The sequence below is a fragment of the Vibrio sp. ER1A genome (genome assembly GCF_000733315.1).
Classification (GTDB): Bacteria; Pseudomonadota; Gammaproteobacteria; order Enterobacterales; family Vibrionaceae; genus Vibrio; species Vibrio mediterranei.
Window position 1 is genome coordinate 87,955 of sequence record NZ_JPJA01000085.1, and the last position, 23,457, is coordinate 111,411.

Here is a 23,457-nt window from a genome sequence, read left to right on the forward strand (position 1 = left end):
AAATCACCAAAAATTACCTGTCAATAGGCAAGTAATGATCAAGTTAACAAATTACAATTGAAAGTTTTGGTAAAAATTTTATTTTAATTACAAGTCAATAGAACAAAGTTGATACACGTATCGTTTTTTGACATCTCTTAAATCAAATAAACATTGAACTAGATCACATTATCCATATTGACGATCGTTTTTATGTGATATAGAGATCATTACTTATAAGCACTTTAAAGCCTATTCCAGTCACTAGTAGCACGCTTTTCACCAAATTAATAAAAGCAACAATAATTTGTTTCTCAGTTTCAGGTAACTTTACACTTCAGTTTATTCTTCCACGATTGTGTTTGCTGATTTCTTTATTCTTGGAAGTAATAAGCCGCGTCTCAACCCTTCTGCTTTTTGATTGCTAGTCTATCCACTGAGAATATTCACATAACTAACTGATGAATATAAATATAACTTTATATTCACCCACTATTCATTCTTATGTCGTTAGGATTCGAGAAAACACATAGGAAGTACACAATATGAAGATCAAATTGAAATTACTCATCGCAACATTATTAGGTGCAATGGCGCTTTTCATTGGCAGTTTCACTTTCGTTTCAGCAGCGAAGCCACCTATTGACGGCAATGTCGCTAATGGAAAACAAAAATACGAGGCGCTGTGTATCTCTTGTCATGGTTCTAAGGGGCATGGTGATGGTGCAGCGGCTAACGCTCTGCCGAATGAACCAGCCAATATCGCTCAGAAGCTCAACAAGCCTTTCAAAACACCCATCCAAATTGCTAATAAAGTGTTAGCGGGAAAAATCGACGAAGGTATGCCTGCTTTTAAGGGAGTACTTACCGAGAAAGATGCTATTGATATCTTGGCGTATGTGCAGTCCATTCAATAAACAATCTGAAAAGTTTAAGGATAAAAGGTTCACTAATCGTCAATCACGACTGTGAACCTGTCGATTAAAAATGAAGGGGTAGTAGCTCTAGTCCTAGCACTCCGCTGAAACTTGTCACCACCAGCAACGAAACTTTAAATACCGCTTTGGACCAATCAATATAATTGCTGCTATTCATATCGCGGAATGTAACTCGAGCCCAGAACGCACTGATCGCTCCTACTACAATCAGATATTCGTAGTTCGCCTCACCAACAAAGAAAAGTGCGGCAGCAACCGCGCAAAATGCCAACACATAGTGTCGAATATGTTGGTTCGCTTTATTCAGGCCTTCCTTAACAGGTAAAACAGGAATACCTGCTTGACGATAATCTTCCATTCGAAAAATCGCAATAGCGTAAGAGTGTGGCATTTGCCAAAGGCAGAACAACAGGAACAATAAGACAGATTCAACGCTCAAATAATTGGTGACCGCTAGGTAACCGACAAGTGGAGGTACTGCTCCTGAGATACTTCCGATCAAGGTTCCATAAACTGAATGCCGCTTGTACCACATGGTGTAAAAGAACACGTAGAAGACATAGCCGATGAGCACAACAACCGCAGATAGTGGATTGGTCATCTGATATAACAACGCTGTGCCAACAAGCAAGAGGAATAGCGCGTAGACAAACGCGACATCCATATTGACATAACCCTGAACTAAATCACGATATTTAGTTCGCTCCATCTTCTGGTCAATATCTCTATCGAAAATATTGTTTACAACACAACCTGACGCTATGACTAGCCCCACACCAACGAGTGCTGCAAAGAACAAGGTAATATCGACATGCTCACTTTTAGCGGCAAGGAAAAACCCTGCCGCTGTTGAGACCATGTTGCCAAAAATAATACCTGGTTTTGTAATCGTCAGATAATTTTTGAGCATACTGCCTCTACATCATCATGTTCATATTCATGTTGTACATTATCCACAGCGACCCAGCGATGAGGATAAACACCACAACGATGGTGAATAGCAACGAAACCAAATTCCACTGCCCATCAGAGGTCTTCGCTTCCATATGTAGGAAGTATTTGAAGTGAACAAACACCTGAACAATCGCGCAAGCAAATAAAACAGAATACGTTGTACTCGCTGGCAGAGATTGTGCCCAAACCAAATAGAACGGTACTACAGTCAGTACCAAAGCCGCACAAAACCCTTTGATGTAGTCTGATGCAGCTATATCTGTATTACTGCTCATGACATGACTCCCAGTAAATAAACGATGGTAAATACACAGATCCAAACAATATCTAAGAAGTGCCAGAACAGGCTTAAACAACTAAAACGCATCGACATGTTGCTGTTTAACCCTTTCTTCGACAGCTGGTGATAACACACCGCCATCCAGATCAAGCCAAATGTCACATGAAGGCCGTGAGTCCCAACTAAAGTAAAGAATGCTGACAAGAAAGCATTGGTTTGAGGTCCATATCCTTCAACTATCAGGTGATGAAACTCATACACTTCCATGCCAATAAACCCTAGCCCGAGCAGAAAGGTTACTTTCATCCACAACTTGAGGTTGGTAATATCCTGACGCTTCATCGCAATCATGCCAAAACCAAACGTGATACTACTCAGTAGCAGCAACATGGTTTCGACAAAGACAAACGGCAACTCAAACAGTTCTCTCGCTAATGATCCCGTCATAGGGTTACTAGCAAGTACCGCATAAGTAGCAAACAGCGTTGCGAAAAGCACGCAGTCACTCATCAGGTAAATCCAGAAACCAAACAGCTTGTTATCACTATGATCGTGGCTATCATGAACTGGTGCACTCACACTACCCTGCATAATTCACCTCCATATCGTCCTTCTTATTTCCGTCGGCATGAGTGTGTTGCTTGGCTAGTTCAAGCTGCTGTCGTCTAGCGTTTTCGATGGCTTCGATTTCCTCAACCTCGACGTAATAATCCACATCATCGTTGTAACTATGTTTGATACAACTTACGACAATGCCAACGAAACTAATGGCCGCTAACCACCACATGTACCAAATCATTCCAAAGCCAAAGGCCAGTGCCCAAGCTGAAATATAGATACCTGTCGGCGAATTTTTCGGCATGTGAATACGTTGATATTCCACTTTCTTCATTGGATCAAACTCACCGCTTTCTTTCTGATACCAAAATGCATCAATTTGGTCGCCTTTTGGTAAATGTGCAAAGTTATAGAACGGCGGAGGTGACGAGGTTGCCCATTCAAAGGTACGGCCGCCCCACGGGTCTCCAGTGAGATCGAGATGCGCTTTTCTATCACGAACACTGACATAGATTTGAATGAACTGGCACACAACGCCGAGTGCAATTACGGCAGTTCCTGCTGCTGCAACAGCAAGTAATGGGAAGTATTCAGGGTTGATATCTTGACTAAGACGTCGCGTCATCCCCATAAAGCCCAGCGCATACAAAGGTAAGAATGCCATCAAGAAGCCAATAATCCAGAGATAGAATGCTCGTTTGCCCCACGTCTCATTCATCATGAAACCTGTTGCTTTCGGGAACCAGTAAGTGATAGCAGCAAAGCAACCAAACACCACACCACCGATAATCACATTATGGAAGTGCGCAACTAGGAAGACCGAGTTGTGTAGTACGAAGTCAGCACCCGGTACCGCCATCAATACACCAGTCATCCCGCCGACCGAGAAGGTAATCAAGAAACCTAGTGTCCATAACATTGGCGTGGTAAAGCGTACTCGTCCCTTGTACATAGTGAACAACCAGTTAAAGATCTTCACCCCTGTAGGGATAGAGATAATCATGGTCGCAATGCCGAAGAATGCATTGACGTTTGCACCAGATCCCATGGTAAAGAAGTGATGTAACCAAACGACAAACGCCAAGATAGTGATCGCAATGGTCGCCCAAACTAGTGAGGTATAGCCAAACAGTTTTTTGCGTGAGAACGTCGCTGTGACTTCCGAAAAGACACCGAAAATTGGCAGTACTAGGATGTACACCTCTGGATGTCCCCATGCCCAAATCAAGTTGACGTACATCATCATGTTGCCGCCAAAGTCATTGGTGAAGAAATGCATTCCTAAGTAACGGTCTAAAGTCAGCAGTGCAATGGTAACCGCCAAGATGGGGAATGAAATAATAATCAGAATATTGGCGCACAAAGATGCCCAAGTGAATACCGGCATTTTCATTAACGGCATAGATGGAGTTCGCATGCGCAATATAGTGGCAAAGAAGTTCACGCCGGTTAAGGTTGTTCCGACACCAGATATTTGTAACGCCCATATCCAATAATCGACCCCGACCCCAGGGCTTGCATCAATCCCTGACAATGGTGGGTACGCCAACCAACCTGTGCGACCAAACTCACCGATACCAAGCGATAGGTTGGTGAGTATCACGCCAACAATAAACAGCCAAAAACTGAGGTTATTTAGATATGGAAAGGCGACATCTCGCGCTCCTATTTGCAAAGGAACGACGATATTCATAAGACCAATCACAAGTGGCATGGCAACGAAAAATATCATGATCACGCCGTGTGCCGTAAAAATCTGGTCATAGTGGTGAGGTGGCAAGTACCCGGCTTCACCAGCAGACGACAGCAGTTGTTGGCTGCGCATCATCACCGCATCAGAGAAGCCCCGAATCAACATCACCATTGCCACAGCGATGTACATGAATCCCAGTTTTTTATGGTCAACTGTGGTAAACCATTCATTCCAAAGATATTGCCACTTTTTAGCTTTAGTAATGGCCGTGACTAATGCTAATCCAGCAAGAGCAATCACGACTAAAGTGACAACAATAATCGGCTCATGGTATGGAATCGAATTGAGCGATAATCTTCCAAACATAACGTTTATCCTTCGTGTTCGGGTAAACGGTTCATCGAACCTGGATACTGAGTTACAACATCATTAAACAGCGCGGGAGGGACACTCGAATAAAGACTGACAGGATCAGCCACACTCGGTTCTGCCAGCGCTCGATATTGCTGCCAGTTTTCGATCTGTTTTGGACTGTGTTTCACTTTGTCCACCCATTGAGAAAAGGCCTGTTTATTTTCCAAAGCGGCGGCAGTGAACTTCATTTCGGAGAACCCTTTACCGCTGTAGCTAGACGCAAAGCCTTTGTAATCTCCTTGATGGTTCGCAATCAGATTCAGTCGCGTCACCATGCCGGGCATCGCGTAGATCTGAGACCCGAGCCTTGGGATAAAGAACGCATTCATAATGTTGTCAGAAGTGATTTTGAATGTGACCGGAACATCCTTAGGAAAGGCTACATAGTTAACCGTTGCTATCCCTTGTTCTGGGTAGATAAACAGCCACTTCCAATCGAGTGAAACCACTTCGATTGTTAAAGGTTTTTCTGGATGTGCGATGGGTTTAGATGGCTCTAAAGCGTGAGTAGAACGCCAAGTGATAACCGCCAAAATCGCGATAATAATAATCGGGATAGTCCAAACCACCACCTCAATTTTGGTCGAGTGAGCCCAGTCTGGAGCGTACTCTTCTTCGGTGTTAGTTGAACGATACCGATAAGCAAAATAAACCGTCATCAGAATCACAGGAATGACAACTATCAACATCAGCAAAAGAGCAGTGATGATCAGCTCTTTTTCTTGAACGCCAATTGCACCTTTGGGGTCAAGTAAAGCAGAACTGCATCCAGAAAGAGTAAGTATGGCAGTCGCCACACCTCCCCTAAGCAAGATGCTTTGATATCTTGAGGCTTTCATTAACTTTCTCGAGTATATTCGGGCTTGACTACATTGTCGGAACTCGTTGTCAAAACCCATTAGTTAGAATTATGTTTTTGTTGAGCGTGTGTAAGCAAAATCATCAAGGTGAAGCGTAAAACCCATGCTTCAAACATGGATTTATTGTTACACTTTGAAATATATTGTTACAGCAAGTGCATTATGCGTAGATAAAATGTGAAGCACATCTGTCGTATTTGAAATCTAAGCTTGCGTGAATCAAGTTAGACAACGGGATGTGATAGTAAGAACTGAGGCGAGATAGTATTACTATCTAATTGATATTAAATAATTAAAAAGGTACTTAAATGTATATTTACGTTGTTATCAAATGCGTTCAATAACATGCCGTTTGTTGCATTATTGTTATCAACATAACGATGGAAATGTGATTTTATTCATGAATTTAGGATTTCAAGTTAACATATAAATTACACCAAAATTCACATAAACCCTTATTTCTGTAAAATAATCATCTCATCTCCGACCCATTGAAGTAATTGTTTAGTCGCTTTAGACAAGATTTGATTCTGACGAACAATGTAGCCAAGGTTCGTTGTCGGGAAATCAGATAACGGCGTAACATCTGTCTGGATATTTCTTTTCGTTGACAGCGCAAACTCAGGGATAATTGCCACCCCAAAACCAGCTTCAGCCCAATCAATTTGTGCATCGACGCTCCCTACTTCCATCACACGATAATTTGAAAGATTTAATCTAGGTAACGCGTCATCAATTAGATCCCGCGTTCGGGTGTCATGGCCAAGTAGAATCAAAGTAATTTCGCTTTGATTGGCGATAGCTTGTTGAAACCCTTCACCAAACGCCACCCATTTGACCTGTTGTAACTCTACAAAGTGCAACGGCTGAGATTGCTGTTGGGAAATAACAAATCCCACATCGGCCTCGGCCTTTTTAACTAAATCTGCTGCTTGAGATGACGTGGTATTTAAAAGCACGATATCCATTCCAGGATAAGCATTTCTGAACAGTTTAAACGCACCAATAAGTAGCATACGTGAAATAATATCGCTTGCTGCTACGGTGATGGTTCCCTTGTCTAACTCATTAAGTGCATTCAGATCGGATTGACACACCTGTAACTCTTCCAACGTCTTGATACTGCTTTGTAGTAAACGCTCACCCGCTTGCGTGAGATGAAAAGGATTACGATCTAACAGCTTCACGCCTGTTGTTTGCTCTAACTGTTTTAACTGTAAGCTCACGTTAGGCTGAGTCATGTGCAACGCATTGGCCGCTTTACCGAAATGCTTGTATTCAGCCAGCGTTACAAACGTCTTTAACCAATGAATATCTAACATTTTTCTTCCCTCTTAATGCGTGAGTTAGTCAATAGAATAATCATAGTTCCGATATGAGTTCCTTATTAACTTAATAATTATAATTAATTTTTCTTATTCACACTACAGGGTTAAGCTGACTCCCTAATCAATTAGGAGAACTTATTATGTCGTCTATCGTTGTTGTAGGTGCTAACTGGGGTGATGAAGGCAAAGGCCGCATCGTTGACTTTCTAGCTGCAGACGCGTCTGCAAGCATTCGCTTTCAAGGTGGAAACAATGCGGGTCACACTGTAGTCAATGACTTCGGCACCTTCAAACTACACCAACTTCCTAGTGGCATTTTTAATCCTGATTGTACCGCTGTGCTTGGCCCAGGCATGGTCATCAGCCCTGCCGCACTAAGTGAAGAGATTGCTGAAGTTGAATCAGCAGGCGTTAAAATTAATCTATGTATTTCAGACCGTGCGACATTATGTCTGCCCCTTCACGCTCTTGAGGATACTTTAGAAGAGCAACGTCTAGGCGATGCCGCTTACGGTTCAACTCGACAAGGTATCGCACCAGCCTACGGCGATCGTGTGATGAAAAAAGGTATTTTAGTCGGTTGGTTACAACAGCCTGAAGTCCTAGAGCAGCGCCTCCAATTTATGCTCGATTGGAAAATGCCTCAGCTAAAAGCGCTTTATCCACAATGTGACTATTCACAAAGCGCAAAAGAAATCACTGAATGGCTACTAGAAGTGACCAAGTCTTGGCGTCCATTTATTTGTAATGTCACCGAGCCACTAAAAGCATTGCAAGCTAAAGATGCGAACTTGTTGTTTGAAGCACAGTTAGGTGCAGGTCGCGACCTGGTATACGGTGAGTACCCTTGGACAACGTCATCTAACGTAACAGCCGCTTATGCTGGTATCGGCAGTGGTCTACCAGCACTTAGACCTGAACGCGTGATCGCGGTAGCTAAGGCATTTAGCTCATCTGTTGGGACAGGTACATTGGTTACTGCGATGGAAGAACAAGATAACTTCCGTGAAAGCGCTAACGAATTCGGTGCGACAACGGGTCGCCCACGTGACATGGGTTTCTTTGATGCCGTAGCCACCAAAAATGGCGTTGAGCTACAAGCGGCCACTGAAATTGCACTGACAAAAATCGACTGTTTGACGGGCTTAAAAGATTTAAAAATCTGCGTCGCATACGATGGCGAACATACTGAAAACCCTATTTGGCCTCAAACTGCTGCACTGGCACCAGTCTACGAGCAAATGGAAGGGTGGGATGAAGACATCACCGGCTGTCGTAGTTTCGAGGAGTTGCCAAAAGCAGCTCAAGACTATGTGACACGTATCGAAAGCTTAATGGGTGTGCCTGTACGCATGGTATCCGTGGGTCCAGAGCGTGACCAGATGATCATTCGCAATTAACAGCAGCGAATTTCACAGATAAAATAGCCCAGCTCGATAGCTGGGCTTGTTGCATTTTATAACTTTAAAAGTTGGTGCAAATGAATCACGTACTATTACGACTTTATTTTTAATTTCAGTAAGGTATGGCCTAAGCCAATATCGTCGGTACGTTCTACCACTTCTAATCCGGACTCTTCGACAATTTCTAAAAAGTCTTCACTGCGATAGAAACGGCTATTACCGTTTGCTAGACAGGTAAAATACAAAGACGTCGCGTTCAAACTAAACGACGCCGCATCGTATTTCTGTGCATCCCAAAATAGCTCAAGAATATAGACCGTTGAATCGGGAGTCAGCTGAGAACGAACATTTCTTAAAATCGTTAGAATCTCCATTGGAGAGAAACAATCTAAGAACTGGCTCATCCACCAGACATCTGCTTTCTCAGGTAAGGCTTGAGACTTGTCCAGCATGTTAGCAGGGAAAGGATGTACACGCTGTGCAAAGCCATTATCTGCCACATTCTTCATTGCCACATTAAGCTGTTGAGGCAAATCGACTATTGTTACTTCAACATCGCTATTGTAGCCACAACATTGCATCGCCCATTTACCGGTGTTACCACCAATGTCCACAATATGCTTCGGCTCTTGGCTAAACACTTCTTTCAATAAAATAGGAAACGATCTGTCCGAGTAGAAATGATCAAACTTGAACCAACTCTCTTTTGCTTTCTCTGGCAACTGAGACAGGCCTTGATATATGGTTTCCCATTCACCAAGTTCCTTTAAACCCGCTGGTTTGCCTTCTTTAATCGATTCCGTCAAATGCATCATAGCGGCGTAACAAACATCAGCTGTGAAATCCATATTCGCCTGAGTCATACCATCATGAAGCAAAAAGAAGCCCATATTAGCTAGCGAATAGTTGGGTTTGTTCCACAATACGATATGGGCACTGATTGCCATGTCGAGTAGCACTTTGACACCATACTCAGAGACACCAGTTGCTTGGGCAATTTCAGGAGCACTTAGTCCCTGCTCTCCCGCTTTATCGAGCTCAGCTAAAATCCCTAGGTCTCGTAAAGTGCGAGCGGCTTGAAATACAATTGGGGCAAAAGACAGCTCTTGAGCCGCTGTCTTTGCTTCAAAAGCATTGTATGGATCAATATTTTGTTTTGACACATCAATTCCTGGTGGTTGTTCTGTTCAATTATTTTGCTGCTGCGATAGCGGCAAGTTGCTTTCTTATATCAGTATTCAAATTGTTGATCCAGCGATTGTAATTTCTATGAATTTCGCCGTCTGCAGCTTTTAGGTTCTTAGAGCTTACATAAGTAATTGAATAGAATTTATTAGTGTAAGGAATTTTAGCTTCAGCTTCATGGCTACGAACCAAAATTGCTGCTTTTAAAACGCCCTCTTCAGGTTCAGTGATCACCCAACCGCGATTCGTCGCAGCTTCGGTAATCGCCGACTTGACTTGTGCTGCGGTCAAATCATATGTTACCGGCTCATTGTCAAAATTCAGTACAGGTTGGACTCTTCCACAACCTACTACAACCAATGCTACAACAACTGCCATCGCGAACTTTAACGCTTTCATATTAATTCCTTACATTTTAGTTTATAAAACGATATAATTATCCAGTCGTATCTAAATAAATCAATACCTTATGTCAAATTCAACTCCATTAATTTCCTTTCACCTTGACGCATGGAGTGCAAAATCAAACGGTCTGCATACTATTTCTGATTGGCAAGATTGGTACCACACAGGCAACTGCCCTAGCGAAGGCGCGTTGGAAGTGAACCGCATACCTGCCATGATGCGCCGTCGTATGAGTACATTAAGTAAACTGGCTGTCCAATGTGCACTTGAGCTTATGGAAGAACAGCGTATTGATTATATTGTTTTTTCTAGTAGACATGGTGAACTACGACGTAGTTCCGAATTAATTAAAACTATTGTCAGTGGTGACGATGCGTCTCCAATGGCTTTTTCTCAGTCTGTACACAATACGGCAGCCGGACTCACTACCATTGCAGCAAAGAAGGCCATCCCAGTCACTTCCATTGCAGCATCGGACAATACGTTTAATAGTGCATTAATTGAAGCGTGGAGTTACTTAGAAGAAAACCCTGAACATCGAGTCTTGGTTGTAGATTTTGATGAGCCTCTACCTGAGATTTATCAACAATTCAAAGATCAAGAGTTTTGCGGCTATAGCCTTGGTTTGGTATTGTCTCGCGGAAATTCGATGCAAGTCCCTCCAGTAACGGCGTCTAATCAACCGCAAGCTTTGGACTTTCTTCGACATCTTTTAGCCTCAACCCAGTCATAACCTAATAATAATCGCATGATAGTGAAGTCTCTATATATAAAAGTGAATCAGATCTGGCGCATTGCTGCGACAGGTTTTTGCTTTAGTGTGTTTGGCATTGGGGGGTTAGTGCTCAGTTTTGTGCTAATTCCGTTCATTATCCGAACCACATCTGAGACAGAACTAAGAGAAAATCGCGTACAGGCATTGATTCAATCTTCTTTCCATGTATTTTGTCGTTTAATGAAATTTACTGGTGCTATCGACTACAAGATAACTGGCGCTGATGTGTTAGAAAACGACCGCAATTGCCTGATTGTAGCTAATCACCCGAGTCTAATTGATTACGTTTTGATTGCCTCGCAACTTAAGCAATGTGATTGCTTGGTGAAAAGTGCAATATGGCGTAACCCGTTTATGAAACACATCGTTCAAGCGGCAGGCTATATTCCCAATGAAGCCCCAGATGATGTTATTACAATTTGCGAACAACGATTTGATCAAGGCAACGTGTTACTCGTTTTCCCAGAAGGAACACGCACCACACCTGGTGTCGAATCAAAGCTACAGCGAGGTGCGGCTCAAATTGCCGTGCGTACTCAGCGTGATTTGCGAGTAGTTCATATTACTGTAACTCCCTCTTTTCTCACGAAACAAAAAAAGTGGTATCAAGTTCCAAAGACCAAGCCCTTTTTCCATGTCGAAATAAAGGGTAAGATTGAAATCGCGCCCTTTATTGAGCAAACTAATTCTCCGACTTTAGCGGCAAGAAAACTAAACCGTTATTTGGCCGAAGCGATTTTCCCCGAAAATGAACACCAATAAGTAGGACCCTGTGGAAGCACTACAAAACCAAATCAAACAACTGATTATTGACTCCCTAAACCTTGAAGATATTACTATTGACGATATCGAAACTGATGCCCCACTGTTCGGTGATGGTCTAGGTCTAGATTCCATTGATGCTCTTGAACTCGGCTTAGCCATTAAGAAAACGTTCAATATCGTAATTGACGCAGACGATACCAATACACGTGAACACTTTGCATCTGTAGCAAACCTTGCAAAGTACATTTCGTCTCAAACTAGCAACTAATCGATAGATATCAGCATGACAGAATTAAACCAACAGCAAGTATTTGACCAAGTAAAAGACGCTCTCGTGGAGCTGTTTGAAATTGACGAAGCGGATATTCAACCTGAAGCTCACCTTTATCAAGATCTTGATTTAGATAGCATTGATGCTGTTGATCTAGTAGTTCACTTGCAAAAAGTAACTGGCAAAAAAATCAAGCCTGAAGAGTTCAAAGCTGTACGCACAGTTAATGACGTTGTGGTCTCTGTGACTGAGCTATTGAAAGATAAATAATGCGAGCTTTGCTGACCATACTGTCTGCAATAGTAATTTTTGCCTATCCTTTTGCCGTCTACTTCGGTGCAGAACGATTCGGTCTCCAAGCTATCAGTCTGATTCTTATCACAGTATTTGTGGTGAGAATCATTTCTAGCAAGCAGGCAAAATTCAAAGAACTCAAGCAGCTTGCATTGATCAGTGGTCTCACAGGAATCACGCTTAGTGTATTAGGTGCTTTATTTAAACAGCACGGATGGCTAACCTTTTATCCCGTCGTCGTTAATCTTTGTATGCTGAGCGTTTTCGCCATCAGCTTAAAGCAGCCACAATCCATCATCGAGCGTTTCGCTCGTCTTCAGGAACCGGAGTTACCCGCAAGTGCCATTTCTTATACTCGAAATGTCACCAAAGTATGGTGTGCCTTTTTTATTATCAACGCGGGCATTGCTCTCTACACTTGCTTTCAAACACTAGAGGTTTGGACTTTGTACAACGGATTGATTAGCTATCTAGCAGCCGGAAGTCTTTTTGCAGGTGAGTGGATAATCAGACAGTTTGTACGCAAGGATTAATTCAATATGGCAAATGTTGATCACATGAACCGCTCTAACAACAAACACCGGACGCTTGCGCACTTACTCTGCACCTCTAAAATCGGTGAAGACACTGTCGCGTTCGATATCGAGAAACAGTGGACGTGGCAGCAATTTTTACACGACATTCGTGCCACGAGTGACATGCTCGAACACTCGACCTCACAGCGCGTTGCAGTGTGCACACTAGATAGTTATCAATTTGCAGTTGGGTTCTTAGCCTGCTGCCATGCAGGAAAAAGTGTGGTCCTTCCTGGTAACTACCAAAATGCGGCGTTGACTGAACTTTCCTCCCAGTTCGATTTATTAATCCATGACGCTGGTGTAGAACCCATTGCGACCAGACCATGCGAACGGATCACTATTGACTCTCACTTTGAGAACCTAAAGCCGTTTCACATCCTCGATTTAAAGCAAGTTGAAATCATCTTATTTACTTCTGGTTCGAGTGGAGCACCAAAAGCTATTGTTAAGACACTCGAGCACTTAGACACAGAAATTACCATCCTAGAGTCTATTTGGGGCGATCTGCTAGGCAATGCCCTCATCGAAAGCACGGTCTCTCATCAACATATCTACGGGTTGTTGTTTCGCGTACTTTGGCCACTATGCACTGGGCGTGCATTTGCTTGCCGAAACCTAGAGTATCCTGAGCAAGTGATGAGTCATGCATCGGCCAATCGTGTGCTAGTGAGCAGCCCTGCTCTACTCAAGCGGTTATCTACCCAGACAGATTCTGCTGAGATACGCGCCTTGTTCTCGTCAGGAGGACCGTTACCTTACGAAGCCGCGAAACACGCGCACGGACTTTTTGGACAATTACCTATCGAGGTCTACGGAAGCACGGAAACTGGGGGGATTGCCTACAAGCAACAGCACAGTCCAAGTGAATTTTGGCGACTATTTCCCAGCATCGAAGCTGAGCTAAATCACGAACAATGTTTAAAGCTCAAATCACCACATATTGATGCTGACAACTGGTACCAAACTGCGGATGCTTGTGTATTCCATGATGAACAACGCTTTGAATTAAAAGGACGAACTGACCGTATTGTAAAAATAGAAGAAAAGCGTATCTCGTTAGTTGAAGTAGAAAAACGTCTCGATCAGCTAAACTGGGTTTACGAAAGTGCCGTATTCTGCTGCCACGATCAACAGCGCTTGTCACTCAATGCCACAATCGTACTCACGCCGGCGGGTCTTGATAAGCTTAAATCCCTAGGGAAAGGCAAATTTTGGCTATTGCTGCGCGCGGAATTGAGGCAATGGATTGAACCAATCGCGGTTCCACGACGTTTTCGAGTCGTTGCAGAGATACCATTGAACAGTCAAGGTAAAAGGCAAGTATCCGAACTTGAGAAGCTTTTCGCCGACTCGCTATAGTTCGTTTATCGTAAAGAACACTACTTACATTTACACGACTTACATTAAAAAGACTAAGACCGACACGACCATGACAAAAAGAAAACCGACCGTACTAAATTCTGATGTACAATCAGCGTCCGCAACGATCTGTATTCAAGCAGACGCCGATATTCTGGATTTTTGCGGTCACTTTAATCACTTCCCTTTACTTCCTGGTGTAACTCAAATTGATTGGGCACTCTATTACGCTGTTGAGCACCTTAATGTTCCTTCTGCATTTAAAGGAATGGAAGTGATTAAATTTCAAGAGCCTATTCTGCCTGATGCAATCATCACACTGACTCTGAATTGGAATGAAGAGACGCAAAAGTTAGCGTTTAAATATACGTCAATATCTGGAGAAGACATCGTCGTGCATTCCTCCGGTAAAATGAAACTAGGTAGTTCGAGTGAGTAACAACAAAGAACGTGGACACGCAGAGAGCATCCAAAAACAAGACGGTCAGTATCTGCCTTGCTTTCTCATTCCATGTTTTAACCATGGTTCTACTGTCGAAGGCGTAGTGAGATCGTTAAAGCCATATGGCTTTGCAATCATCCTTATCGACGACGGCAGTGACCAGACTACAAAAGCAGCGCTTACCACCGTGGCTATCGCTCATGACGTGCACCTTATTACCCTTGAACAAAATCAAGGGAAAGGTGGCGCCGTGATGGCAGGTATTCGTCATGCAAGTTCGCTTGGCTTCACTCACGCCATACAAATTGACTCTGATGGTCAGCACGATCTAGAGTCACTACCTGTCTTAATCGAAACATCACAAAACCAGCCACATTCGCTTATTTCAGGCAAACCGGTTTATGACAGTAGCGTCCCCAAATCCCGATTGTATGGGCGCTATATCACACACTTTTGGGTTTGGGTTGAAACACTTTCGCTGTCAATAAAAGACAGCATGTGTGGCTTTAGAGCCTATCCAGTTGAGGCTACTATCAACGTTCTCAATCAATACGACATCGGCACTCGAATGGATTTTGATATCGAGATCTTGGTTCGTATGTATTGGGAAGGTTGTGACATTCAATTTATTGATACCCGCGTTATGTACCCAGAGGGTGGCATCTCTCACTTTGATGCCTTGTGGGACAACGTAAAGATCAGCACGATGCATACGAAGTTGTTCTTTGGCATGTTACCGCGCAGCCCTAAATTGATCGCCCGCCATTTTCAAAACCAAAATGTGAACACGCCTCATGGCTCTTCAGACAAATCTGGTGCTCATTGGTCAACGCAAAAAGAACGTGGCACCGTTATCGGTATCAAAACCTTGCTTTGGGTCTACCGTTTGCTGGGGCGTCGGGTTTTCAATCTCATTTTACCCGTGGTTATTGGTTACTACCATTTAACCAATGCCCGAGCGCGTAATGCATCGCAGCAATACCTCGACCATTTGAAGCACTACGCGGAACGTCGCAACATTGCTTTGCCCGATGATTTAACTAGTCAGAAACACCTCTTGTCGTTCGGTCATACCATGCTCGATAAACTGGCAGCATGGCAAGGGGATTTCTCACTGGATAATCTAACGATTCATGGCCAAGATCAGTTCCAGCCTTTGATTGATAGTCAACGAGGTGTTTTATTACTGGGCTCTCATCTTGGAAATATTGAGTTTTGCCGTGCTCTCAGCCAGCGCTACTCCCATATCAAAATTAATGCCTTAGTTTTCACAGAACATGCCGAGCAATTTAACTCAGTAATGAGAGCCATTAATCCAAACTCTGACCTTAACCTAATTCAGGTCAGTCAGATGGGTCCAGATACGGCGATCATGCTGCAACAAAAAATCGAGCAAGGCGAATGGGTAGTTATCGTTGGCGATCGAACATCGACGAGCAAAGAACAACGCTGCGTCTGGGCCGACTTCTTAGATAGACCCGCTCCTTTTCCTCAAGGGCCGTTTATGTTGGCGTCGGTACTCAAAGCTCCAGTCTATCTAATTTTTGGCTTTCGAGACGATAGCCGCAAAGAACCACATTTTAATGTCTATTTTGAGCATTTTAGTGACAAAATAGCCTTGCCACGTAACAATCGACAAGACGCTTTGGAACACGTTGTCCAGCGGTATGCGAACCGCCTAGAGCACTATGCCGTAAAGTCGCCACTACAGTGGTACAACTTTTTCAACTTTTGGACGTTAAGTAAGCACAATGACCAAGAAAAATAACATCACCTTCGGCGCAGAGCGCCTTTCTATCGAAGACGTCGTCGCCATTTCTGCTGGCGCAACGGCTAGTATGAATAGCGCTCCTGAGTATGTTGCCAAAATTGACCGCAGTGTGGCTTTTTTAGAACGTCTTCTTAAAGAAGAAGGTGTTATTTACGGTGTAACCACAGGGTATGGCGACTCATGTACTGTTGCTATTCCACCAAACCTTGTCGATGAGCTGCCACTTCATTTAACTCGTTTTCACGGCTGTGGTTTGGGCGACATACTCACTCACGAACAATCTCGCGCAGTTCTTGCGACCCGTTTATGCTCGCTAGCACAGGGGATGTCTGGCGTTTCTCACGATCTACTCAACCAAATTACAACGCTGATTAATCACGATATAGCACCAAGAATTCCTCAAGAAGGTTCTGTAGGTGCCAGTGGTGACTTAACACCGCTGTCTTACCTTGCCGCGGCCCTTATCGGTGAACGAGATGTACTGTATAAAGGCGAGATTCGTGAGACTAAAGATGTCTTTGACGAACTGAACATCAAGCCTATCACGCTGCGGCCAAAAGAAGGCTTGGCACTCATGAACGGCACCTCTGTGATGACTGCTCTCGCTTGTTTGGCGTATAAGCGTGCAGAATACCTTGCACAACTGTGCACCAAGATCACTGCGATGGTTTCAGTGGGGATCCACGGCAATGACTTCCACTTTGATGAAGCACTATTTGCTGTAAAACCGCACCCAGGTCAGCAGCAAATTGCAGCGTGGCTACGTGATGATCTTCAGGCTGAGCGACCGCCTCGTAACAGTGACCGTCTGCAAGACCGCTATTCATTGCGCTGCGCACCACATGTCATTGGTGTTGTTCAAGACTCTCTGCCTTGGTTACGACAGCTGATTGAAAACGAGCTTAACAGCGCCAACGATAACCCGATCATTGACGGTGATAACGAACGCGTACTGCACGGAGGTCATTTCTATGGCGGACATATTGCTATGGCAATGGACACGCTCAAGACGGGTGTTGCCAACCTCGCCGACTTACTTGATCGTCAAATGGCACAGTTAATGGATTACAAGTTCAACAATGGCTTACCGTATAACCTAACGGGCGCTGAAGGTGAACGTAAGCCTATTAACCACGGCTTTAAAGCGGTACAAATCGGTATCTCGGCTTGGACAGCTGAAGCTCTAAAACACACGATGCCAGCGAGTGTTTTCTCTCGCTCTACCGAGTGTCACAACCAAGATAAAGTCAGCATGGGTACCATTGCTGCTCGTGATTGTTTACGCGTGTTAGAGCTCACTGAGCAAGTTGCCGCGGCTTCTTTGTTAGCTGGTATTCAAGCCATAGAACTCAGAAAACGCCAAAATGAGTTAGATGAACATCATATGAGCGAAAATCTGAAGGCAATTCGAGACTCCATATTAAGTGAGTTTGAAATGGTCATTGAAGATCGTCCTTTAGAAGCGGAATTGCGCCATTTCATGCAGCGCATACAACAGCGCCACTGGTCTCTTTATTAAGCTAAATTTACCGTTACAACGTAAATCATTCTCTGGTTAAAATTGTTTAGTTAACCCCATGGGTTTATACAGTATTAGGAATCGTTATGACTGATATTCAACATCCGCTTACAGCTGAGGTCAACATCATTACCTCTTTTCAAGATGCGGATCCTATGGGCGTCATCTATCACGGGAATTTCTTTCGATTTTTCGAAGAAGCCCGCCGAGTTTTGATGAGTAAAATCAGCTACGATTATCGTGCCATGCAAGCCTCTGGCTATGCGTGGCCGATCATTGATACCCGAGTGAAATACGTTAAAGCCATTCCCTTCAATCATGAGATCCGAGTAACGGCTGAATTAACCGAGTGGGAAAACCGTCTGAGAGTCGACTACGTGATTTACGATGCACAAACTGGTGCTCGTATGTGTAAAGCGCACACCACACAGGTAGCGGTAGCAATTGAAACTGAAGAGATGTGTTTCGTCTCTCCAACTATTTTCACCGATAAAGTTGAGCAATGGCATAAACAAGGACATTTCAATAATGAAAATTAGACAAAATATCCACGTTAGACGCTATTGTTCAGCCTTAAGAACTATAGCAACAATGATGCTGCTCATTGCTTCTCCTTTTGCGTTGGCCCAGGTCAACACAATGGAAGAGTTGCAACAACAACTCGCTCAACATCCTATCGTACGTGGCGATTTTGAACAGAAGCGCACGCTCGCAATGTTTGACCAACCTTTAACTTCAACGGGTCAATTTACACTCGATAAAACGCACGGTTTATTATGGCGGCAAGATGTTCCCTTTACGGTGCAGTTAGTGTTAACAAAAGACAAGTTACGCCAGACTTTCGCGGACCAACCTGCACAAGTTATCACAGCAAAGGATAATCCGATGGCATTTTACTTTAGCCATATATTCCTAGCCGTGTTTCATGGTGATACCGACCAGCTTAAGCAGCAATTTGATATGACGTTTAAAGCCGACAATGGTCAATGGACCTTAGCTTTAACGCCTAAATCCGCACCACTTAATGCCGTTTTTGATACCATCACACTAGGTGGAAAAAGCGACCTTGAGCGCTTAACGTTACAAGAGATCCGTGGCGATAAAACCGACATCCTTTTCAGCAACCAAAGCTACCAACCTGAAAGCTTAACGGATGCCGAACAAGCTCAATTCAAGTTCTAACATTATGCGCCGCCCACAGTTCACTCAGACACGTTGTTATCAACTGGCCACATTGTGGGCTGGCATCGTTGTGTTTGCTATTTTCTTACTGATCAAGCAATGGGGATTCTCAGCGACCTCACCAATTGAGACTGACATTCTAAAGCTACTCCCCGTCAACCAGCAAAACCCTATCGCGGAAAGTGCATTTAATAAAGTGACAGCCAGTATGAGTGACAAAGTGGTGTTTGTGCTATCGACTGACGGTAACTCACAAGAGCACTCAACTCTCTTCAACGCTGCAAACGCTTTTTCTAAACAACTGAAAGACAGTCCCTATTTTGCTTCGGTCACTGCGAAAATATCACAAGACCAACAAAAGCAATGGGCTCAATATTATTTTCAACACCGCTGGCAGCAACTGACCAATGATCAAAGAGAGCGACTAACCACTAACCCTAGCGCCCAAACACAACGAGTGATTCAAGCGATTTACAACCCATTTTCTGGCGTTACAGGTAGCGAATTGGAGAATGACCCTTTTCTACTATTTCGCGATTATTTGAGTCAAGTGAGTCACTCTTCTTCAGCGTTCCAATTACTGAACGGTTTCCTAACCACAGAGTATCAAGGCACAACCTATTTACTGGTGACGGCTGAACTCAATGACTCGCCTTATAGTATGAAGGCTCAGAAAGCCGTGCCTGACATCGAGTACTGGCAGCAGCAACTCAAGCACAAGTTTGACGTTGATGTTGCACATACTGGTGTACTTTTTTATGCCGATTTCGGTACTCGCAGCGCTAAGTCCGAAATCAGTACAATTGGCGTATTTTCGCTCGTTGGCGTAGTGCTATTAATTGTTCTCGTTTTTCGAAGTGTCGTGCCACTTGCTCTAGCACTTATCTCAGTATCCATGGGGTTGCTGGTTGCTTTAGCGGTGACCACAGCGATATTTGGACAGGTCCATCTATTTAGCTTAGTGTTTGGCGCTAGCTTGATTGGTGTGTCTATTGATTATGCCTTTCACTTTCTTACTGACCGTTTAGCTGCGGGTAATAATTGGAACAGCCTTAAAGGGTTGCAACATATTTTTGTAGCGATCACTTTTGGACTACTCACTAGTCTAATTGGTTACTTAGGTTTATTAATTGCCCCTTTCCCCGGCTTACAACAGTTGGCATTGTTCTCGGCAATTGGACTGATCTCGGCCTATGTCACTGTAGTCGCGTGGTACCCAATTTTAGCAAAAACACCAAGTCAGCCGCGTGTTCTACCGGGTCAGAAGTTGAGTCAGCTGTGGCTTGGCTATTGGCAGAAGCGAAGTGTCTGGTTGGGCCTACCTCTGGTTGTTTTGCTGTTAAGCGCTATCGCTGTCACCAAAGTACGCTATAACGATGACATCCATCAGTTGCAGGCGATGCCAGCAGACTTGAAACAGCAAGAATCTACTATTTCTGGTTTAACCGGAATGCAATCTTCTCAGCAGATGTTAGTGGTTACCGCTCAAAACAACGAAGCGCTGATGCAAACTTTAGAATCGCTAGAGCCCCAATTAGACTCGTGGCAACACAATCAAGTGATTACCGGTTACCAAAGTCTAAGCCGCTACCTTCCTTCTCAGCAAAGACAAGCGCAAGATTTTAAGTTAATTCAGAATTTATACGCAGATCAAGCCGAGCCATTAAAAGCGGCACTGCAAATGAATCAGTTGCCACCTCTGGCGAAACAGCCTCAATTGGTCACGTTAACTGACTACCTTAAACAGGCGGTATCTGAGCCAGTTCGTTTCTTATATCTCGGCGATATCGAAGGTAAAGTCGCCTCAGTGATTTTACTAAAAGATGTGTCTAGCGCTGAAAGTATTAAACAGCTAGCCCACCAGCATAACAACATCACCTACCTGAACAAGGCAGAAGAAGTGTCTGATCTTTTTGCTCAATACCGAGTCAAGATTATGGAGTTGTTGGGTTTTGCCATTGCAGTTATCGCCGCCGTTTTAGTGTGGCGCTATGGTCTGGCTCACAGCATACGAATCCTGTTGCCCTCACTCATTGCATGTGTTGCAGGATTGGCCGTGACAGTGTTGTCTGGTGGAGAATTAAATCTGTTTAACCTACTGGCACTGATTCTAATCATTGGTATTGGCATCGATTACACCTTGTTTTTTGCTGAACAACAGCGATGCCAAAGTACCTTACTAGCGATCACGCTTTCTGCTATCACGACATTATTGTCATTCGGTTTGCTGTCTTTGAGCCAAACACACGCTATTCACAGCTTCGGAATTACCGTATTAGTCGGTATTTTCGTGGCTTGGCTGCTCTCGCCTTTAGCCATTGTTGATAATAAGGAAATGAAATGACCTTAACCTTCTCTCCTACTCTGGCTCACACACCGATAAAGATTATTAATAGGCTGAAGCAACGTATCGGTACGTTAATCGCAACGCTATTCCTCCTAATAACGACAGGCTGTGCTTTACAACCACAAGATGCTTCTACACAAGTGCAATTAAACCCAAACACATCGGTTGAACTGCCGACTCCAGCTCAGCTAGGGTATCAGCTAAGCGCCAGTCAACTGATCAGTGCGACCTGGCAAACTCCAAAAGGACCAGAGTCCTCACAACTGCCAGTGCAGCTGCAAGTGGGTAAAGACAAACTTGTACTCGCAGGGTTCTCTTCTTGGGGAACACGCATTATGTCTCTGAGTTATCAGAATAACGATATCGAGGCGAACGTACTGAACGGTTTGGAGAATACACTTCCTGAGCCGGAGCAAATTTTGTTTAATCTCATGATGACAATCTGGCCAAAGAGCGCTTGGGAAGCCCCACTTAGCACAATAGGTTGGCGAATCAAAGATTCCACGCAACAACGTCAGCTCATCGATGAGACGGGGGCTACGGTAATCACAATCCGTTACAGCAACCCAGATCCACTTCGTGGTAAAATTTACTTTGAGCACCAACAATTGGGGTACTCAATCGTAATCCAAACGCTCAACTTTCAACTCAACGGCAGTAAATAATAGATAGGTATGAAGCAAAGCATTCCCCCAATACCCATTTTCATCCAAGATTGCGGGTTCCACTCAGCTCTAGGACATACACCTGAAGGTGTAAGACGGAGCTTGTCTCAAGGTTATTGCAACCATATGGAACACGACCATGGATTGTTGAATTCGGGAAAAGAGACTGTCGTAGGACGCGTTAAAGAAGCACTACCTGAGCTTCCCGCCGAGCTTAGCCGCTACGATTCAAGAAACAATCGATTGGCGCTTTCTGCATTGCAACAAATAGAAGACAATGTGCGAGCCGCCATTAATCGTTATGGTTCAGAGCGCGTCGCCGTCATTGTAGGGACCAGCACATCTGGGATTTCCGACGGTGAAGTGGCTTACACTGAAATACTGGCTACAAGCCAATTTCCAAAAGAATATCACTACACCAAACAAGAGCTGGGTAACTGTAGTGACTTTATTGCTAAGTATTTTGGCATCAAAGGCCCGTGTTATGCGATTTCAACAGCCTGCTCTTCCAGTGGACGCGTATTCATCACAGCGAAACGGCTACTCAAGTCAGGGCTGGTAGATGCGGTTATTGTAGGCGGCGCAGATACGCTATGTGCACTTACACTGAACGGATTCAATAGCTTAGAAGCGCTATCCAATACGCTTTGTCGTCCATTCGATGCAGATCGAGATGGAATCAATATTGGTGAGTCCGCCGCCTTTATGCTGCTTGGTCATCAGCCATTAGACACCGATAACAAGCCAATCGCTTTGCTAGGGGCTGGTGACAGTTCTGATGCCCATCATATCTCAGCGCCTCACCCGGAAGGTCGTGGTGCGGAAGAAGCAATGCAAAAAGCCCTAGCAGATGCTCAATTAAGCCCTGCAGATATTGGCTATATTAATGCCCATGGAACCGCGACACCGTTAAACGATACTATGGAAAGCAAAGCTATTGCTCGTGTTTTTGGTACTAACGTGCCAGTTAGCTCCACCAAACCATTTACTGGCCATACACTTGGCGCAGCCAGTGCAACAGAAGCAGCTATTGCTTACCACATACTCAAATCTGACTTGTCTTTGCCTAAGCAATCCTGCAAAAACAAAGCGTCCGACATCGAAATCAGCCTTGTGGATACTGACCTCAAACTCAATGGAAAAGCAATATTGAGTAACTCATTTGCCTTTGGCGGCAACAACATCAGTCTTATTTTTGGAGAATGGAATGACTAATTTTCCAGACATCGCCGAATTGCTTCCTCATGATACACCAATGATTTTGGTGGACCGTTTGATTGATGTACAAGAAGAATCAGTGCATTGCCAAGTGGATATTGGTGAACACCAATTGTTTTTTGATAACGAATCTAAGACCACTCCTGCATACGTCGGTATTGAGTTCATGGCACAATCTATCGCTGCTTGGTCAGGGTTTCATTCCAAACAAAAAGGTGAGACACCGCCCATCGGTTTTTTATTAGGTAGCCGACGTGTAACTATTCACCCGCGA

General features: G+C 44.0%; 24 protein-coding genes and 1 pseudogene. 17 read left to right on the plus strand and 8 right to left on the minus strand.

The features are described 5' to 3' along the window. The first annotated feature begins 524 nt into the window (after window positions 1–524). Window positions 525–896 carry a c-type cytochrome gene (locus tag HW45_RS06440; protein ID WP_235225368.1) on the plus strand — a complete coding sequence of 124 codons (372 nt, stop codon included), beginning with the start codon at window positions 525–527 and terminating at the stop codon, window positions 894–896. Window positions 897–960: 64 nt separating this feature from the next. Here HW45_RS06440 and cyoE read toward each other — a convergent pair whose 3' ends face one another. From cyoE to HW45_RS06470, 6 genes are all read right to left on the minus strand, one after another. Further along, window positions 961–1,827 carry a heme o synthase gene (cyoE, locus tag HW45_RS06445; protein ID WP_038225659.1) on the minus strand — a complete coding sequence of 289 codons (867 nt, stop codon included), beginning with the start codon at window positions 1,825–1,827 and terminating at the stop codon, window positions 961–963. Between the two features lie 7 nt (window positions 1,828–1,834). Continuing rightward, window positions 1,835–2,146, minus strand: coding sequence for a cytochrome o ubiquinol oxidase subunit IV (gene cyoD, locus HW45_RS06450; RefSeq protein WP_038225661.1), 312 nt, complete (start codon window positions 2,144–2,146; stop codon window positions 1,835–1,837). Continuing rightward, a complete protein-coding gene (gene cyoC / locus HW45_RS06455; protein WP_038225663.1) occupies window positions 2,143–2,742 on the minus strand; it encodes a cytochrome o ubiquinol oxidase subunit III in 600 nt (199 codons plus the stop codon). Before cyoC ends, cyoD begins: the two co-directional genes overlap by 4 nt. After that, window positions 2,732–4,768: a cytochrome o ubiquinol oxidase subunit I gene (gene cyoB, locus HW45_RS06460; RefSeq protein ID WP_038225665.1), complete on the minus strand. Its 2,037-nt coding sequence runs from the start codon at window positions 4,766–4,768 to the stop codon at window positions 2,732–2,734. The genes cyoC and cyoB overlap by 11 nt, the downstream gene beginning before the upstream one ends. Window positions 4,769–4,773: 5 nt before the next feature. Next, entirely contained in the window at window positions 4,774–5,655 is an 882-nt protein-coding gene (gene cyoA / locus HW45_RS06465) for a ubiquinol oxidase subunit II (protein ID WP_062457483.1), read from the minus strand. 476 nt (window positions 5,656–6,131) lie between these two features. After that, complete coding sequence (locus HW45_RS06470; RefSeq protein ID WP_006071838.1) at window positions 6,132–6,998, minus strand: LysR family transcriptional regulator; 867 nt, start codon at window positions 6,996–6,998, stop codon at window positions 6,132–6,134. 146 nt (window positions 6,999–7,144) lie between these two features. On the opposite strand from HW45_RS06470, the gene HW45_RS06475 reads away from it, so the two are divergent. Beyond that, window positions 7,145–8,404, plus strand: coding sequence for an adenylosuccinate synthase (locus tag HW45_RS06475; RefSeq protein WP_038225669.1), 1,260 nt, complete (start codon window positions 7,145–7,147; stop codon window positions 8,402–8,404). A gap of 95 nt (window positions 8,405–8,499) precedes the next feature. Here HW45_RS06475 and HW45_RS06480 read toward each other — a convergent pair whose 3' ends face one another. Both HW45_RS06480 and HW45_RS06485 read right to left on the minus strand, forming a co-directional pair. Beyond that, window positions 8,500–9,570 carry a class I SAM-dependent methyltransferase gene (locus HW45_RS06480; RefSeq protein ID WP_006071841.1) on the minus strand — a complete coding sequence of 357 codons (1,071 nt, stop codon included), beginning with the start codon at window positions 9,568–9,570 and terminating at the stop codon, window positions 8,500–8,502. 28 nt (window positions 9,571–9,598) lie between these two features. Further along, entirely contained in the window at window positions 9,599–9,991 is a 393-nt protein-coding gene (locus tag HW45_RS06485; RefSeq protein WP_006071843.1) for a hypothetical protein, read from the minus strand. A 70-nt stretch (window positions 9,992–10,061) separates the two neighbouring features. Between HW45_RS06485 and HW45_RS06490 the strand changes: the two genes are divergently transcribed. The 15 genes and pseudogenes from HW45_RS06490 to HW45_RS29940 form a co-directional block, all read left to right on the plus strand. Next, window positions 10,062–10,730: a beta-ketoacyl synthase chain length factor gene (locus tag HW45_RS06490; protein ID WP_038225672.1), complete on the plus strand. Its 669-nt coding sequence runs from the start codon at window positions 10,062–10,064 to the stop codon at window positions 10,728–10,730. Window positions 10,731–10,745: 15 nt separating this feature from the next. Continuing rightward, window positions 10,746–11,534: a lysophospholipid acyltransferase family protein gene (locus HW45_RS06495; RefSeq protein WP_038225674.1), complete on the plus strand. Its 789-nt coding sequence runs from the start codon at window positions 10,746–10,748 to the stop codon at window positions 11,532–11,534. Between the two features lie 10 nt (window positions 11,535–11,544). Further along, window positions 11,545–11,805, plus strand: coding sequence for a phosphopantetheine-binding protein (locus tag HW45_RS06500; protein WP_038225675.1), 261 nt, complete (start codon window positions 11,545–11,547; stop codon window positions 11,803–11,805). 15 nt (window positions 11,806–11,820) lie between these two features. After that, entirely contained in the window at window positions 11,821–12,078 is a 258-nt protein-coding gene (locus tag HW45_RS06505; RefSeq protein ID WP_006071849.1) for an acyl carrier protein, read from the plus strand. Then, complete coding sequence (locus HW45_RS06510; protein ID WP_038225677.1) at window positions 12,078–12,635, plus strand: hypothetical protein; 558 nt, start codon at window positions 12,078–12,080, stop codon at window positions 12,633–12,635. Before HW45_RS06505 ends, HW45_RS06510 begins: the two co-directional genes overlap by 1 nt. Before the next feature lie 24 nt (window positions 12,636–12,659). Continuing rightward, window positions 12,660–14,039: an AMP-binding protein gene (locus HW45_RS06515; RefSeq protein WP_038226021.1), complete on the plus strand. Its 1,380-nt coding sequence runs from the start codon at window positions 12,660–12,662 to the stop codon at window positions 14,037–14,039. A gap of 70 nt (window positions 14,040–14,109) precedes the next feature. Further along, on the plus strand, window positions 14,110–14,478 hold the full coding sequence (locus HW45_RS06520; protein WP_038225679.1) for an ApeI family dehydratase: 369 nt from the start codon (window positions 14,110–14,112) through the stop codon (window positions 14,476–14,478). Continuing rightward, window positions 14,471–16,249: a glycosyltransferase family 2 protein gene (locus HW45_RS06525; protein ID WP_051867835.1), complete on the plus strand. Its 1,779-nt coding sequence runs from the start codon at window positions 14,471–14,473 to the stop codon at window positions 16,247–16,249. The genes HW45_RS06520 and HW45_RS06525 overlap by 8 nt, the downstream gene beginning before the upstream one ends. Then, the gene (locus HW45_RS06530; RefSeq protein ID WP_038225681.1) at window positions 16,233–17,771 is read left to right on the plus strand and encodes an HAL/PAL/TAL family ammonia-lyase; all 1,539 of its coding nucleotides are present in this window, start codon (window positions 16,233–16,235) and stop codon (window positions 17,769–17,771) included. Before HW45_RS06525 ends, HW45_RS06530 begins: the two co-directional genes overlap by 17 nt. Window positions 17,772–17,857: 86 nt before the next feature. Further along, the gene (locus HW45_RS06535) at window positions 17,858–18,310 is read left to right on the plus strand and encodes an acyl-CoA thioesterase (RefSeq protein ID WP_038225683.1); all 453 of its coding nucleotides are present in this window, start codon (window positions 17,858–17,860) and stop codon (window positions 18,308–18,310) included. 52 nt (window positions 18,311–18,362) lie between these two features. Continuing rightward, complete coding sequence (locus tag HW45_RS06540; protein ID WP_038225684.1) at window positions 18,363–18,953, plus strand: outer membrane lipoprotein carrier protein LolA; 591 nt, start codon at window positions 18,363–18,365, stop codon at window positions 18,951–18,953. Continuing rightward, entirely contained in the window at window positions 18,925–21,297 is a 2,373-nt protein-coding gene (locus HW45_RS06545) for an MMPL family transporter (RefSeq protein ID WP_051867836.1), read from the plus strand. Before HW45_RS06540 ends, HW45_RS06545 begins: the two co-directional genes overlap by 29 nt. Beyond that, window positions 21,294–21,965, plus strand: coding sequence for a DUF3261 domain-containing protein (locus HW45_RS06550; RefSeq protein ID WP_152559641.1), 672 nt, complete (start codon window positions 21,294–21,296; stop codon window positions 21,963–21,965). The genes HW45_RS06545 and HW45_RS06550 overlap by 4 nt, the downstream gene beginning before the upstream one ends. A 9-nt stretch (window positions 21,966–21,974) precedes the next feature. Further along, on the plus strand, window positions 21,975–23,180 hold the full coding sequence (locus tag HW45_RS06555) for a beta-ketoacyl-[acyl-carrier-protein] synthase family protein (protein WP_038225686.1): 1,206 nt from the start codon (window positions 21,975–21,977) through the stop codon (window positions 23,178–23,180). Further along, window positions 23,173–23,457: pseudogene (locus tag HW45_RS29940) on the plus strand (ApeP family dehydratase); the annotation flags it as partial. The gene HW45_RS06555 and the pseudogene HW45_RS29940, both read left to right, overlap by 8 nt.